This window comes from Paenibacillus sp. FSL H3-0469, from assembly GCF_038051945.1.
Taxonomy (GTDB): Bacteria; Bacillota; Bacilli; order Paenibacillales; family Paenibacillaceae; genus Paenibacillus_AQ.
This window is the reverse complement of record NZ_CP150302.1, coordinates 5,513,072-5,529,295: the sequence shown is the minus strand read 5'-3', so window position 1 is coordinate 5,529,295 and position 16,224 is coordinate 5,513,072. Positions and strand designations below refer to the sequence as shown.

The window sequence follows — 16,224 nt, the reverse complement described above, 5'->3', positions numbered from 1 at the left end:
CCTAATGGATACCGAAAACCTTTATTATTTTGAAAAAGCACCTATCACCAAAGCCGTCGCCCATTTCGCCGTGCCCATGATGTTAGGCACCTCCATGAACGTCATCTATTCGATTCTGAATGCCTATTTCCTGGGCACTCTCCACAATACGGCCATGCTGACCGCACTCGCCCTGACCCTGCCGCTGTTCGCCATCATTATGGCGCTGGGCAATCTGGTGGGCATAGGCAGCGGCACCTACATCTCGCGGCTGCTTGGTGAGCACAAGTATGATGAAGTCAAGAATGTGTCTTCCTTCGCCTTTTACAGCAGTCTTGTGCTTGGTCTCCTCGTCATGGCCGTAGGCCTGCCGCTGATCGGCCCCATCCTTAACAGCCTCGGGGCAACGCCGGATTCCTATGGATTCACGAAGGATTACGTCACTGTCATGCTGATTGGCGCGCCGTTCGTCGTCCTGTTCTTTACGCTGGAGAATATGGTCCGCTCCGAGGGTGCAGCCATCGTCTCCATGATCGGTATGATGCTTAGTGTGGTCGTGAATATCCTGCTTGATGCACTTGTCATCTTCGTGCTCCACTGGGGTGTAATCGGCGTAGCGTCAGCAACGGTTGTTGCCAACATGGTTGCAAGTGCCTACTATGCCTTCCACATGGGATTCAAAAGTCAATTCCTCACGGTCTCCTTCAAATGGTTCAAGGCCACCAAGGATATTCTCAGCAATGTGTTCAAAATCGGCGTTCCGGTCTTTATCATGAGTGTCTTTCTGGGAGCCATGTCGCTGATCTTCAACCTGTTCCTGATCGAATATGGGGATCCGGCTGTAGCCGCTTACGGGATATCCTCAAGATTGCTGCAATTTCCCGAGTTTATTCTGATGGGGTTGTGCGAGGGAGTGGTGCCGCTCATTGCCTTCTCATTCACAGCGGATAAGCTGCGCATGAAGCATACAATCGGATTCACGGTAAAAGCGATGGCCGCCATGGCTGCCGTATTCGGCATCGTCGTCTATCTGATCTCCGACCACCTGATCGGTCTGTTCACCAGAGACCCGCAAATGATTGAAATGGGCAGCTACATTCTGCATGTCACCTTCTTGTCCTTATTCATTTCAGGGCTGACCACCTTGTTCATGGGCATCTTCCAGGCCACCGCGCAGGGAACAGCCGCGTTCGTAATGTCGATTATTCAAGGGGTCACACTGATTCCTGTACTCTTCTTCGCCAACCGGATGAACGGCTTCCATGGCGTGGTGTGGTCGCTGGTCATTGCCGATGCCGCCGCCTTCCTGGTCGGTGCCGCCATGCTGTACGCCCTGCGGCACAAGCTGCAGCCGGAACTTGAGAGTCTGGTACATTAAGCAAACTTAAGCCGTCTCTGACCCACACAAGCAGCCGCAGGAAGGCCTTCCTGCGGCTGCTTTATGTTACTATGAAGGTTGTAACGAATTCCATCTGGAGAAGGAGTCTGATCCGCTTGCACGCACCATCCCATACTAACCACGACTCTCAGGACATCGAGGTCTACGATACAACCGAGCTATATGGCGAGACCGGCCGGTTCCGGGTTCTGCAATTCTCGGGGGAAGCCGTTCAGGGCGCACTGGATCTGGACCATCCGCGCCGGGTGATCTTCGAGTATCCCCGGGCGATGATCCATCTGATGGAAGCGGGGAATCCTTATTTCGAGCATGTCTTCCTGATCGGACACGGGATTGGTACGATAGCCGGTTATTTCGCCGAGAAGCAGTTTACGGTGGCTGAGGTGAACGCGAAGGTGGTGGAATACAGCAGAACCCGCTTTGGCTACACGCAGGATAACGTCCTGATCGGTGACGGCCGCAGCCTGCTGGAAGCCGCGCCGGACCAAGGCCATGACTATATCCTGCTCGATGCCTTCACCGCTGCCGGGACGCCGCCTCATTTCACTACGCTGGAATTCTTCCGCCTTACCCGTGCCAAGCTGAACGGGCACGGCCAGATCATCATGAATCTGATGGGCCGCAGCGGCAATGACCGCTTAATCAGTGCCATCCATACGACACTCTGTGAAGTGTATCCATATACCAGAACCTTCGTGCTTCCGGGAGAGGGCAGGGCTGATCTCTGCAATATCCTCATGACCGCCAGCGCCCGGCCGATCCCCTGCCAGTCCCGCCACATGGCCGGCTTCAGCGAGATCACACCAGGGCTGGGTCATGTGATCCGTGACCGGTAAAAATGCAGGTATCCAGGTCCAATATATTCTCCAGATTCAGCAAGTGAATAAACTGATGGTTGTCTTTATAGACGGCATCCAGTACCTCCGGGTTCTGGAGAATGTGATCCGGCGCCTCATCCATATGCTCTCTGGGCAGCAGCTGCACCGCTGACACCTGATCCACCCACACCCCTACCTCCTGTCCCGACACCTCACAGATCAGAATCCGGGAGCCGGCGGTCTGTTCACCGCAGTCCATTTCGAGCTTGGGCCGTATATCATAGACCGGGAACAGCAATCCGCGCAGATTGATCATCCCCAGGACATGAGCCGGGGCGGACACCAGCGAATGAATCTCCGGAACAGGCACAATTTCCTTCATTTGCCGGATCGGAATCCCGAAATCCAGCTTTTCCAGCTTGAAAGTAATGTATTTCTCGCTCTGACTATCCTGATTCTCTGCCGTAACTGTGTTCCCTTGGAGCAGTGTATCGCAGGCTGAGCCTGTTTCCCTTGCAATTGAACCTATATCCAGGATATGGGCCACACGGCCGTCGCCAAGTATGGTTGAGCCTGCGATATATGGAACGCCGCCTATGTAATTCCCCAGTGACTTGATAACAATCTCCTGATTGCCGATCGTCTCATCTACCACCAGACAGACCCGCCTATCCGCGAAGCCGACAATGACTACGAACAGTCTGCTGTTCACCGTAGGCTCTTCTTCCTCCACTTGCAGCATACTATGCAGACGGACAAGCGGAAGCACCTGATCACGGAAGTGGCAGACCTCCTGTCCCTGAATGGTAACAATATCCTCAGTCTTCATTCTGAATATTTCAATGACATTAATTAGCGGAATGGCAAAGGTGCTGCTTCCCAGCTTTACCAGCAGGGAGCGGATGATGGCAAGGGTCAACGGGACCTTGATCGTGAATACACTCCCCTGATTAAGAGCCGTCTCAATATCTATGATGCCATTTAATTTCTCTATATGTGCTTTGACAATATCCATGCCCACTCCGCGGCCGGATAAATCTGTAACCGTACGGGCTGTTGAGATACCAGAGCGGAAAATCAGCATCACCAGCTCTTTTTCCGTCATACGCTTCACTTCTTCGGCGGTGACGAAGCCTTTGCGCACAGCGGCTTCTTTGACCTTGCCGGTATCAATGCCCCTGCCGTCATCCGATATTGTAATTACAATCATATTCCCTTGATGGCTTGCCCGCAGAGTAATAGTTCCCTTGCGCGGCTTGCCCAGAGCTGCCCGTTCTTCCGGCAGCTCCAGTCCATGGTCCACGGCGTTGCGCAGAATATGAATCAGAGGATCGCTGATCTCCTCAATTAAGCTGCGGTCCAGCTCGGTCTCATTGCCCTCAATGATGAATTCGATCTCCTTGTCCGACTTCTGCGCCAAATCCCGGATCATCCGGGGGAAGCGGCCGAACAGATGCTCCATCGGCAGCATCCGGGTCTTCATCATCCCCTCCTGAAGATCGCTGATAACCATATTCAAGTGTCCTGCGATATCATTCAGCAGATGAACATCACTATTGCTCTTGAACTGCTCGCTTAATCGGGAACGGACACTGTGCAGCCTGGTATTATCTATGATCAGCTCTCCTACCAGATTCAGCAGCCCCTCCAGCCGCTCCACATCCACACGGACGGTCTGGGCCGCATAGCTGCTGGTTTTCTGAGCTCCTTTGCCTTCTGTGAAGGTGTTCAGGTTCGCTCCCGTAATAAGCTCTGTATGTATAACTTCAATCTGTGAAATTTCCTGCAGACAGGCCATAATATTCTGCCGGGACTGCTGTGTAAGCAGAATATACGCAATGGTACCGGAGAACTGTGCATCCCTCTCGATGGATTCCAGCTCGGGGTAGGCGGCAACCACCTCGCCCGTTTCCCGCAGCTTGGCCTCTACAAGCTTCGCGCGGACATATTTCATCGGCTCCTCAGCAGCCAGTTGAATATGAACCGCTATAGCCATAGAGCCTTGATCTATGGCCGCCTGGATCTGCTCTTTGCGGATATCATCGAAGATAATATCCGGCGCAGCCCCCGCTCCTCCCTGCGGAAGCCCCTCTGTAACAGGCACGGGGGACTCGGCCGCTGTCTTCCGCACCTCTTTTAACCGGCGCAATAGCTCTGAGGTGTCCCCCTCCACCAATGTACCGCTCAGAATGGATTGACGAAGCTCCTTAATGAAATCTACGCAGTCAAAGAGAATGTTCAATAATTCGGAGGTTACAGCAAGCTGTCTGCCCCTGAGCAGTTCAAACACACTCTCCATCTGATGCGTCAGCCGGTTAAGCTGCTTGAATCCCATGACTGCGGATGAGCCCTTAAGTGTATGGGCGACCCGGAAGATCCTCTGAATAATGTCATTCTGATACCCTTTGCTCTCCAGCATGAGCAGGGCCTCATCCAAATACCGCAGCTGCTCGTCCATTTCATCCAGAAAAACGCCCAAGTACATCATATTATGAAACTCGTTCATCTGTTCTCCTCTCCTCCTTCATGCGTTAGCCTTCACCCGTCACTTAGCACACGCCCAATGTTCAGAATGCTGATCAGCTCCTCAGGGCACTTTCCGATTCCGTCCATGTACTGCACTCCCTGCATTTCATGAGCTTCCGGAGGAGGCTCCACCTGCTGGAAGGAAGCCACCTTCTCTACGGAATCCACCATAATGCCTATGGCCTCCTGCCGGTAATGCACCACAATGATCCTAGAGCGGGTATCCGGTGGAGATTCTGCAAGTCCAAACCTCCTGCACAGACTGATCACCGGTATAATTTTACCGCGTAAATTAATAACGCCCTTAATAAAAGACTTGCTGTTAGGCACAGCCGTGACAGGCTCCATCTTAATAATCTCGTCAATCTCCCGAATATCGATGGCCAGCTTCTCCTGTACCAGCCGGAATATGATGTACTGCTCCGTTCGTGCAGCCAGCATAACTTACTCCCCCCTTACAATCTGAACACCGAGACAGAGCTATTCAGTTCATCCGCCAAGGAGGCAAGCATTTGTGAAGAGGAGGCTGTCTCCTCTGCTGCCGCTGCGGATTCCTGGCTTCCGGCCGCTATAGCCTCAATCGACAGCAGTACCTCGTTCGTCTGCGCCGCCTGTTCCTCACAAGCCGCAGCGATGCCTGTAATCTGCTGGGCAGTATCATTGACACGGGTAACGATACCGTCGATCAGCCGCTCTGTACGCTCGGACAGGGCCGATACGTCACTAACAGCCTGCACACTCAGAACCGTATTCTGCTGCATCACCCGGATGATCAGGGCAATCTGCTTAGTCGCTTCACTGCTCCGTTCAGCCAGCTTACGGACCTCATCGGCGACAACGGCGAAGCCCCGTCCCTGCTCACCGGCACGCGCTGCCTCAATCGCTGCATTGAGCGCCAGCAGATTGGTCTGCTCAGCAATCTCATCAATGACCTCGATAATCTCTCCGATCTTCTGGGAATCCTGCTCAAGCAGTTCCATCTTCTCCGACAGATTGCTCATGCCGAGGCCCGATTCTTTTACCGCAGTGCTTCCCTCCTCAGCCCCCTGGCGTGTCAGCAGGGACAGCTCCGATGCCTGTTCGGCATTCTTGGCAACCTCATCAATGCCCCGGGTCAGATCCTGAACCAGCTGATTGATGTTTTGCGCCGCCTGAGCCTGGGATTGGCTGCCGCTGGCGATTTCTTCAGTCGTTGCGGATATTTCCTCAGAGGAGGCGGCTACACTCTGCGCAGCCTCAACAGTCCCGCCAATCAGCTTGCGCAGACTGGTAATCATCTCATTGGCTGCTGCGGCCAGTCTGCCGAACTCATCCCGGTTCTTAATGGTAATTTCTTCTCTGAGATCTCCATCCGCCATGCGGACCATGGCAGCGAGCAGCTTGGATACCGGACCGACGATGCCCTGCGAGATCACGACACCGAGCACAACGGCTGCAATTGCGGCAATGCTGGAGATGACCAGGATCATCAATCTTCCGGAATTAAAGCTGGCAACCGTGGAGTCAATCCGGTCGTCTGCGCCTTGGATGACATTACTGACGGCCAGATCAGCGGTATCCTGAGCCTTCTGCAGATCAGGTATTGCGTCGATCAAGACGCCGTAAGCCTGCTTATTCTGATCTTTATCCAGCAGTTCATGGACTTTGGGTACGGATTGGTTATAGTTATCCACGCTCTGCTTAATGCTCTCTAACGCAGCCCGTTGATCCGCATTCAGTGCGAGCTCTCCATAGACCTTCATGCGGTCAGCAATCTTGTCCTGATCCGCTTTAATAACTGCCTGAATCTCCTCCTTCACCGCATCATCGGTTTCGAGGACAAGCTTGAACAAGTCACCGCGCAGCTTATACAGCTCCGTCCGAATCTCGGCAACATTGACGAGCGCGGGGAAGTTGTAGCTCTGCATCTGTAGAGAGTTACTGTTCATGCCCGCCATTTTCATAATCGATAGCCCGCTGATAAATATAAGCAACGCTACAATAACCAGAAAGCCTCCCAACAATTTGGTGCGGATGTTTAGTTTCAAATGAAGCACTCCTCAATATGTATTTGTCGAGCCTGCAAAGCTTCCCCTATTATGTATAGCTTATGACCTCTGCGCCTATCGCCACAGCTTCCTAAGTTTCGACATTATATTCCTTTTTTCTACAGGCCTTCTTTCCTTTCATGCACAAAAAAAGCAATGTACGCTTACACCCTGCGTAATCATTGCTTTTTTAAAGTATCTCTTTTGCCAGTGGCCTGATACATTTGCGAGATAGCTTGTGATCTGCTGTGTACACCAAGCTTCTCGTAGATTTTGGTGATGTGATTCTTGACAGTATGCGTACTGAGAAACAGCTTCTCCGCAATCTGCTTGTTGTTGAGGCCCGTCAGCAGACCATCGAGGATATCCCTTTCGCGGGTAGTAAAGCCTACGCTTCCCTCTTGCTGCGCTGCAACCGTCGGAGGAGCTATCAGTTGCTCAAAAGAACGCATAAGCGGCTCGGGTACGGGTATAGGAAATGTTTCCTTCCATTGCCTGCCGCCCTGCTCCGTGTACTTCGTAAGCAAAAGCAAGACCTTCGCCAAGTACAGGTGGGAACTTTCTCCTATATCCTCCTGCCCATTGTAATCCGACTGGTAATAATGCATATGGCGCAGAACACATACAGCAGGAATGTCACCCAGGTATTTGATCAGCAGCCCTATAGGATATGGAGCAAGGAGCGCGGCCTGGCCAATCCATTCTATCTCTTCCGCAGAGTGATTTAGCGGCTCCAGCAAGTCCTGTGCAAGCCTTCGGATATCCGCAGCTCTGCTATGTACTACCGGCTGCTGCATCAGCAGATTATCCTGCAGCAGCCTCATAAGGTCAGTCACGGAGGGGGTGCCCTGAGGCTGCTGTGCAAGCAGTTTGGTCACTAGCAGCACATTGGTCATATGAAGAATCGATTCATATTCCCGCCGCTGCCCCTCATCAATGAACTGGACCGTAAATAACCCCAGCAGCCTTTGTTCAAACACCATTGGGTGCTCTACCAGCTGCCAGCTCTTCCATTCCCGGCGAATAGGCTTGTTCAGCAGGTTGAACCCCGGTATCCCATCAGCGAAATAGATCTGTTCAGCATCTTCAGCGTAAAGGGTATACAGCTCATTCGGGGCGGAAGAGGAAGAATAGATCCTCAGTCCGGCTTCGTCAGGCGTATGTAATAACAAGCACATGAACGGACTGCCGAGCTGCTGCTGGAAAAACTCAATGAACAGCCGCAGGTAATCCTCCTTATCCTGAGTAACCAGAATCCCTTGGACAATTTCTTTATAGGTATCATGCCTCTTCCTTTGACGTTCATACAGCGCTTCACTCTCCATATGATACATGGAAGCAGCGAGCTGATAGGCCACCAGCATACCCATATCCGCCTGCTCCTCCGTCAGTTCCGGGCGGGCCGGATCTCCGGCATACAATAATCCATACAGCTTGTCCTTGTATTTGATGGGATAGCAGATTAACACCTTCGGCCTTAACCCATGCGCAGCAAAAAAAGAAATCCGGAGATCGCGGTCGGCATTTCTCCAATACCCCATTTGCTTGGAGAGCCCCACCTGCCCCAAAAATCCTTCTCCATAAAAAAAAGAAGACCCCTGCAGGGAGTTATCCTTAGGCATCCCGGTTGTCTCCACCACCGTGAATTGGCCCCCGTCTGTAGCATTCATGGCATAGCCCGCAAATTCTACTCCAAGAATGCGTACCACAATGCCCAGTATTCCTTGCAGCCATTCGGGGCTTGCCGGGTCCAGCAGATAGATCAGATTCAAAAGCTGCAGGTCATACGCAGAATATTCTCCCCCCTGCTCCCGTTCAAGCAGCGCCTGCACCGTATCAGCCAGTATATCCAATTGGGTAATGATCCTGGCAACGCCCTCCTGGTCCAGTACCGGTACCTTATCCAGCGCCTGCATCCAGTCCGCCCATTCCTCCGGGGGAACGCTCTCATGAATCCTCGCAGTAATCAGCTCCTTCGTACAACCATCCACCCAGACGCCCGTCAGAATGTAATAGGGCCTTTGTTTACTGAGCCTGATGGAGGTAATCAGCATTTTCAGCCCGGAGCGGGTTTCATACACTATGGTTTTCGATATCGTTCTGACCTTTTCCAACAGGTTGGCAATTGCATGTTCAGCGGTTGCACAAGGAGAACCGAACAACAGAGCTGCCATCTCGGTTAAGCCGGAGGGCTCTGTTATCCGTTGATCCGCTTGATCGGTAATAATAATTGTCAATCCGCATAAGGAGGCGTATGCGTCTTGCAACGACTGCAGATTTTGGCGGAGCCTGTTCTTCATTGCTCATTCCTCGCTTTCCCCTCCAAAATTCGCCATAGCCTGACCGATCCCCTGCTTTTCATCCCTTTTATTCTACAAACGTAGCATAATAGTCCAGGAATCTTAGCGAAAAAATGCGCATGTGCGAAAAATATATCGTCCGGCCGATTGACAGATATCATCTGGCCAACGCACCCTCGCCAGCAAAACGTGGTCGGTTTTTCGATTACATTTCGCCCAGACACCCCTCGCCAGCAAAATGTGGTCGGTTTTTCGATTACATTCGGTCCACGCGATGGCGTAAAGTAAGTTGTGTACCAAGATTTGGAGCCTAGTCAGGCACCAAAAAAGTAGGGTATCCTCGGGATTGCGAAACCACCAAGGAGGAACCCTACCAATGAATATTTTACCCGAAAGTTCGCTGAATAATCTATTTGAAAAACTTGTTAAAGATTTTGTGAAAGACAACATGGAACGCCTGTTGCGCGCCGAAATCCAGGGGTTTATGGACAGTGAAGAAGCCGGTGCCAGCAATAGTCGCAACGGCTACTATACGCGAGATTTACACACGAAATACGGCCATATCGAGGATCTTCAGGTGCCCCGGGACCGCCAAAGCCTTTTCCAGACGCAGTTGTTTGAGCCGTACCAGCGGCGGGACGGATGGTTAGAAGAGGCCGTCATCCAAATGTATAAATCGGGCATGGGTACGCGGGATGTGGCCCGGTTCATTGAAAGTATGTTTGGCAGCCACTACTCCCCCACCACGATCAGCAATATTACGGCTACAGTGCTGGACGATATCCACCAGTGGCAAAAGCGGCCACTGAGCAAACGGTACTCTGTGATCTATTTAGATGGGCTGTACGTGAAGCTGAAACGGGGCACGGTTCGTGGTGAAGTGGTCTACTTTGCGATGGGAATTGACGAGGAGGGACAGCGTCAAATTCTCGGGTTCTACGTGGGTGGCCAAGAGAGTTCGAATGGCTGGCGGGAGGTACTTAAAGACCTGTACGAACGCGGAGCGCAGGAAGTCCTGCTGGGTGTGTTTGACGGGCTACCGGGACTGGATGCGGCGTTTAAAGAGACCTATCCTCAGGCGGATGTACAGCATTGCGTAGTGCACAAAGTGCGGGCCACGTTTCATAAAATTCGGGTGGAGCACAAAACCGATGTCATGGAGGCGTTGAAAACCGTATATACGGCACCGGATGAAGTGGTAGCCCGGGCTAACTTTGATACGGTCAAAGCGAAGTGGAACAAGCTGTATCCGAAGGAAATGAGGTCCTGGGAGGAACAGTTATCCACACTCCTAACGTTCTACAACTATCCGCTGTCGATCCGTAAAGCGATCTACACGTCGAACCCCATCGAGCGGATGAACAAGGAAATCCGCAAGCGTCTGAAACCGATGAACAGTCTGACAAACATGGATGCGGCAGAGAAAATCGTGTACCTGGAGATGCTGGAATACAATGAACGTCATGCAGGGCGGGTCGCCCAAGGCTTTGGAGTGGATGCCGTTAAAAAGAAGCTAAAAGAGCTATTCGAAACACGCTACCCCTCTTTGCCCACACCGGAAGAGGCATAGCAGAGAAATCCAGTTTCTGGGGGTCGGGGTTCCCTCTCCCCCCAGAAACACTACATCCCAACCCGTAACCCGGGGGAGGTACTTCTACTCTTTTACACAAACTTCTTGACGCTACCGTCCACGCGCCCCTCACCAGCAAAATGTGATCGGTTTTTTGAATACAATCGGTCCACGCGCCCCTTACCAGCAAAATGTGATCGGTTTTTCGATTACATTCGGTCCACGCGCCCCTCACCAGCAAAATGTGATCGGTTTTTTGAATACAATCGGTCCACGCGCCCCTTACCAGCAAAATGTGATCGGTTTTTCGATTACATTCGGTCCACGCGCCCCTCACCAGCAAAATGTGATCGGTTTTTCGATTACATTCGGTCCACGCGCCCCTCACCAGCAAAATGTGATCGGTTTTTCGATTACATTCTGCCCACGCGCCCCTCACTCAAAATGTATTTGGTTTTTAGCATACATTTGGCCCATGAGCCCTCGCCCAGCAGAAGAGGCACCTTCTCTCCCCCGCACCAAAAAAACACCGGTGCTGAAATCCAGCACCGGTGCCATACCTCCTGGCTAAGCAGACGCTTAGCCCTCAACCCTTACTGCACAGCAGCTCAGCTGCTCAACTGCGCCAGAATCTGCGGGTCTTTGATCTTCGTGTCATCGGCCAGCAGCACGACCTTGGAGAGTACCTCCGCAGTGCGCGGGTCCTCGTCCAGGAACGGCAGGAACAGCCGGCCCCGGTGCTGCGAATGCACCGGAATAATGGACAGGGCACCCGCAGCCTGCTTGTACGCCTGGCCGCTGCCCAGATGCACAGCGTACTCGCCCAGTGTACCGTCTATACGCGCATAATTGCCGTCCAGCCGGACGTTCTCAATCTTCAGCAGCCGCAGCGACTCGCTGACGATCACCCGGCGCATCTCGACTGTCGTCAGGCTGGCTTCCGGATCGACGCCGCCGACATGAGCTACGCTGACGACAAGATCCACATCCCGCATAACCTCCGAGAACAGTACAGGCGGCACCTGATCCAGCGGCACGCCCTTGTAGGTCTTCCGGTCGAAGAACTGCACAGTTTCCAGCGTCGGCGCTTCAGTGTCCGCCGGCGAGAACCAGTCCGCCATGGCATAGAGCCGGACAATCAGGTTCTCGGCATAGAACACCTTCTGCAGCCCTTCCTCATAGCTGACCGTCCACTGCCGCCCCTTCAGGAGGGCGACCGTCTTGCTCGGCTGCACCTGATGGCCCGCATAACGGCGGGACAGCACGCCATGGGACAGCTCATCCTCATTTGGCAGATACAGCTCGCGGAAGACCTGCTTGAACGGCTGGCGGAGCTGACGGTCGAACAGATCCTTCTGATACAGGCTCCAATGTCCGCTGCGGTAAAGATCCAGCGGATGGGCAATCCGCAGCGCCGCATCCCCGCTCAGGGCCGTGGATTCGCCTGCAGGATTGACCAGCGCTCCCTGATCCGCATCGTAATACCCCAGCGCATCGCCGCTCATCAGCACCAGCTTGCTAATCAGCGGTGCCAGCACCGGATTCCGGCTCAGCCCGGCAACCTCTGCCGGTGTGAAGCTGCTGCCGGACTCCATCGACCGCTCCAGCTCGGCCCGGGCGCGCCGGAATTGTCCGGTTAGCTCACTCTTGGCCTCCTTCAACGCCTCGATCCACTCATGCTTCTTGAAGCGTGCAGGCACCGACTTCAGCGCCTTTCCCTTGCTGGTGACTACATAATCGCTTTGCCCTTCTTCATTGATACTAAGCGAGACGAAGGTCTCTTCGTCCAGCTCATAAGGCTCGAAGTACGCAGCATAATCGTCCAGCTTGCGCGCCTCCATATCCCAGATCAGACGGGTGACATCGGCATATCCGGCATTGCGAGCCAGGTTGCCCAGGGCAATCTGTGCAGCCTGGCCTTCGCTGGCACGGCGCTGTGCGCCGAATTTCTTACTCTCGGCCAGGAAGCGCTGGATGAATTCATACCGCTCGCGGATATCCTTCTCCCGGTCTGCATTCAGCGGAATCAGACTGTAGCTGAGCAGATGATCCTTGCCCCGCTTCTGCTCTACAGACTGCTTCATCTCCTCCAGGTTCAGCTTGCCGAGCGTGGCGTCGGCGAACAGCTGGGAACGGCGGTGGTTCGCACCGGCGGAGATGTATTTGGCACAGTCATAGAGCAGCTCGAACCGCTCTTGTCCAAGCTCCTTGTAGGCGGACTGGAACCAGTTCACATCGAAGGCACCGTCATTGAACTCCTGCGGCGTGATCGGCGAATAATGCGCCACCACCGTCTCTTTTTCGGCCGAGAAGCTCTCGTTAATATGGGCATGGAAGTACCAGGCGGCACTGCGCAGCCCTTCCCAGCCGAGGTATTCGGCAATAATCTCGATCCACTGCGGGGCGTACATGGCGGCCTCCAGCAGCTTTTGATCAGAGAGCTTGTATTCCTGCAGCAAGGTCTTCAGCCGCTCCGCATTGTCGCCCTCGCGCGGATAACATACCTTAAGGAGATGGCTGAAGGATTCCTTCTTCGTAATATTGTTGCCGTAGCCGTACACATATCCGCGTATGAAGGTATCCTTGTTGAGCCCGGACAGGATGCGGATACAGTACTCCAGGCCCTCGATCCGCTGCAGCCCCATCGTCATGCCGGTCACCTCGGTCGGCAGGTCGCCGCGCCCCAGCTCAATGGCCAACAGACGGTCAATGATCCGTGTACGCAGTGCAACCATCTGTGGACTGTTCTCAATCCAGTCGTACCGGCGTGAACTGATCCAGCTCATATGGTTGCGTGCATCCGTACTCAGCAGCAGTTCCTTAAGCAGCGTCTCTTCGCCGATGATTCCATCGTTGAAGGCCTGGACATAGTGCTTCAGCCCGATGATGCTGGACCGTTCTCCGTCCCCGCTGATTCCCTCGAACCTGTAGCAGGTACGGAACATCTCCTTGAACTCTTCTGGTCCGTTCCATAGCTTCTGCACCATATCGATCCACGGATCTGCCAGCACAGACAGGAAAGGCCAGTCCACAGCAAGCTTCTCCTCCGGGAACGCGGCCAGCAGCGCATTCACCGCACCATCGGCAAGACGGAAGCCCTCAGGGCTCTTATGGTCCGCGCGGAATGCATCCAGCAGCGACTCTACCTGCCATCTGTACTTCAGCTTGTCCACCAGCTTCATCACAGCCTGGGCCTGCTCCAGCGGATAGACCTCTCCCGCGAACTCCTTACGCCAGCCGGACAGCAGCTTCTGCTTGCTTAGTTCCTTATCATCGATCCCTACGGTATCGTAGCCGTCATAGTTCTCCAGGGTCTCATCCAGCTCCTCCAGGCTGATATAGAAGTTCAGCTCTATCAGATCCCGGGCGCTCCAGCCGCTCTTATCCCAATATTCAGCCCATACCTCATGCAGCGGGTACTGCTCAAGGGCGGATTTGACGGTCTCCTCATCGTTAATTAAGTACCCCTGCAGCGGTCTGAGGTTGGTCCCGATCAGCAGCGTATCCTTGTATCCGCTGTAGTATTCGACCTCATACTCCACATCGCGGTGCTTGTGGATCGTGTTGTCCAGTCCCTTAAGGAACGTATTGATCTGCTCCAAGGACAGCTTGAACACCTGATCCCAGGCGAATCCGTCCAGCACCGGCCCCTGCGTCAGCCACTTCTCGGACTGCTTGGGATCGAACAAGCCGAAGCCGTTCGCCTTCGTGTACTCGTTCTTCCGGCTCAGCCTGGCGATTAGCTCACGCTCCTGGTCAGACGGCTTCACCAGTTCATCCGCCAGCGGCCGCACCGCTTCAAACAGCGCCTGCCGCTCTTCATCCTCGAACAGCACCGTCATAATCTCCAGTCCCGCCTGCCGCTGCAGGGCATTCTTGCCCTGCACCAGTCTGCGGACGGAGTCCTTCAGCGCTTCATCCGGCTGATTCAGCAGCATCCGGGTCACGCTCTGCCGCAGCGTACCCGTCTTGAGCTTCAGCAGCCCTTCGGCCATCAGCAGCTCATCCTCTGCCAGCGTCAGCTCCTGCGCCAGGTCCAACGCCAGCTCCCGGTTCTTTATGCTCTTGTCAGAGAGGCTGACGAAGATGAATTCGCGCTGTACGGTATCCTCCGTATGCTGCACGAAGTAATTCAGCAGCTCCCCCCGTATGTCCGTGCTGAGCTTGTCCTTCAGCGCCAGCAATTCATTGACCCAGGCCGGGTCCATATCATAGGAGACCAGATAGAGCATCTTCTGGACCGGCAGATCACGGGTGTAGCTGACCTGCAGGAAATCCAGCACCTTGGAGGTACCGGTCAGCTCCCGGCTGTCCGGGTTCAGGAAGATGTGCTTCAGCAGACCGAAGTCGCGCTGCCGCTCGCTTTTATCCTCAAGCTGCGGGCTGGTTACGACCTCGATCTTCGGCCCATTATCCTTCGGCCCTCTCCACATCCGGTTATAATCATAATTATAGTTCGTCAGAATCCAGTACAGCAGCTCCGGCTCTTGCTCGCTCAGATACTTCCGGGCGCTGCTCAGGCGCACCTCCCGGTTCTGGCTGCCCGAGAGTACATACTGGGCTACGATTTTCTGGTAGGACTGGCCCTGTTCCATCAGGATATCCACCTTGCCAATCAGCTCATTCTCCTCATAGACTGCCGTCGCCCACAAGCTCAGGTAGACATGGTTGGCGTTCTCGCTGGTCAGCCATTCCCCGCGCAGCGCTTCATCTGTCAGCACCTGATAGGCACCTTCAACCAGTTGCTTTGCCACCCGCTGGTTCTGCGCTTCCAGGCCCATCCCTGTCCATACGCCCAAGGCACGCACCACCGAGCTGTAGCGCACGAGATCATTGTCCAGAATCACCTTCAGCATATACAGGTTGTTCGCTATCGTTCCCTCATCCATCGTCTCCATAATGGACTGCCGCAGTCCCTCCTGCAGCCGGGCAGCGAGCAGCAGCTCGCCAATCATCTGAACAGCAGCCTGGTTATGGCTGAGGAATGCACCTTTTATCATATTGCGGCTGAGCATTGCCCCCTGGTTGTCCCCGTACACCGCATCCTTAAGCAGCTCCTCCATTCCGCTGCCGCTGCGGTCCAGCTCATAGGCTATTACATCGGGAACGGCAATATCCACACGGTAGGATGTACTGTAATCCTTTTCATGATTCCCCTGCAGATACTCCGGCAGCGAGAATTCAATCAGCTCCATATAGATCAGAGCATTGATTTTGCGGAGGATTTGCATCCGGTGCGCCTGAACCTCCCTGGTCCGGAACGGCCGGCGCATATACCCTATGGAATAAGGGTACTCCACTGCATGATTAACTATGTACCTTGTAAGCTCAACAGTATGTGCGCTGTACAGCTGCTGCATGACCCCAATCAGTGGCCCCCAGTATCCGGTAAAATCAGCCTGAGCCGCCGCAGCGCGATCATCCATGATAACAAGGAAGCGGTCCAGCGAATCTTCCCCTTCATGAAGGTAGCGGTTCTTGCTGAACTCCGCGAGCAGGCCTGCCAATTCCGCGCCTTCCCCCTTCAGCCCCTTGGCTTTGTTCTCAACATCCGCGTACCACTGAGTCTCCCACTCTTCATTTCCGATCTTCATCCTGTCATCTC

At 54.0% G+C, this 16,224-nt stretch carries 9 protein-coding genes; 4 read left to right on the top strand and 5 right to left on the bottom strand.

The window, feature by feature from the left end; all coding sequences use genetic code 11:
• Positions 1-4 precede the first annotated feature (4 nt).
• Entirely contained in the window at positions 5-1,357 is a 1,353-nt protein-coding gene (locus tag NSS83_RS24330; protein ID WP_341187002.1) for an MATE family efflux transporter, read from the top strand.
• A gap of 116 nt (positions 1,358-1,473) precedes the next feature.
• Positions 1,474-2,214, top strand: coding sequence for a fused MFS/spermidine synthase (locus tag NSS83_RS24325; RefSeq protein WP_341346674.1), 741 nt, complete (start codon positions 1,474-1,476; stop codon positions 2,212-2,214).
• Here the strand turns inward: NSS83_RS24325 and NSS83_RS24320 are convergent.
• From NSS83_RS24320 to NSS83_RS24305, 4 genes are all read right to left on the bottom strand, one after another.
• Positions 2,177-4,702, bottom strand: coding sequence for a chemotaxis protein CheW (locus tag NSS83_RS24320; protein ID WP_341187000.1), 2,526 nt, complete (start codon positions 4,700-4,702; stop codon positions 2,177-2,179). The genes NSS83_RS24325 and NSS83_RS24320 overlap by 38 nt on opposite strands.
• Before the next feature lie 32 nt (positions 4,703-4,734).
• Positions 4,735-5,163 (bottom strand): chemotaxis protein CheW, encoded by a 429-nt coding sequence (locus NSS83_RS24315; protein ID WP_341186999.1) that lies wholly within the window; start codon positions 5,161-5,163, stop codon positions 4,735-4,737.
• A gap of 14 nt (positions 5,164-5,177) precedes the next feature.
• Positions 5,178-6,749 (bottom strand): methyl-accepting chemotaxis protein, encoded by a 1,572-nt coding sequence (locus NSS83_RS24310; RefSeq protein WP_341186998.1) that lies wholly within the window; start codon positions 6,747-6,749, stop codon positions 5,178-5,180.
• A gap of 179 nt (positions 6,750-6,928) precedes the next feature.
• Positions 6,929-9,049, bottom strand: coding sequence for a LuxR C-terminal-related transcriptional regulator (locus NSS83_RS24305; protein WP_341346673.1), 2,121 nt, complete (start codon positions 9,047-9,049; stop codon positions 6,929-6,931).
• Positions 9,050-9,425: 376 nt separating this feature from the next.
• On the opposite strand from NSS83_RS24305, the gene NSS83_RS24300 reads away from it, so the two are divergent.
• Positions 9,426-10,619 carry an IS256 family transposase gene (locus tag NSS83_RS24300; protein ID WP_341346672.1) on the top strand — a complete coding sequence of 398 codons (1,194 nt, stop codon included), beginning with the start codon at positions 9,426-9,428 and terminating at the stop codon, positions 10,617-10,619.
• Between the two features lie 154 nt (positions 10,620-10,773).
• Positions 10,774-11,190 (top strand): hypothetical protein, encoded by a 417-nt coding sequence (locus NSS83_RS24295; RefSeq protein ID WP_341346671.1) that lies wholly within the window; start codon positions 10,774-10,776, stop codon positions 11,188-11,190.
• 37 nt (positions 11,191-11,227) lie between these two features.
• Here the strand turns inward: NSS83_RS24295 and NSS83_RS24290 are convergent, their stop codons facing one another.
• The gene (locus tag NSS83_RS24290; protein WP_341346670.1) at positions 11,228-16,213 is read right to left on the bottom strand and encodes a DUF4132 domain-containing protein; all 4,986 of its coding nucleotides are present in this window, start codon (positions 16,211-16,213) and stop codon (positions 11,228-11,230) included.
• Positions 16,214-16,224: the final 11 nt, after the last annotated feature.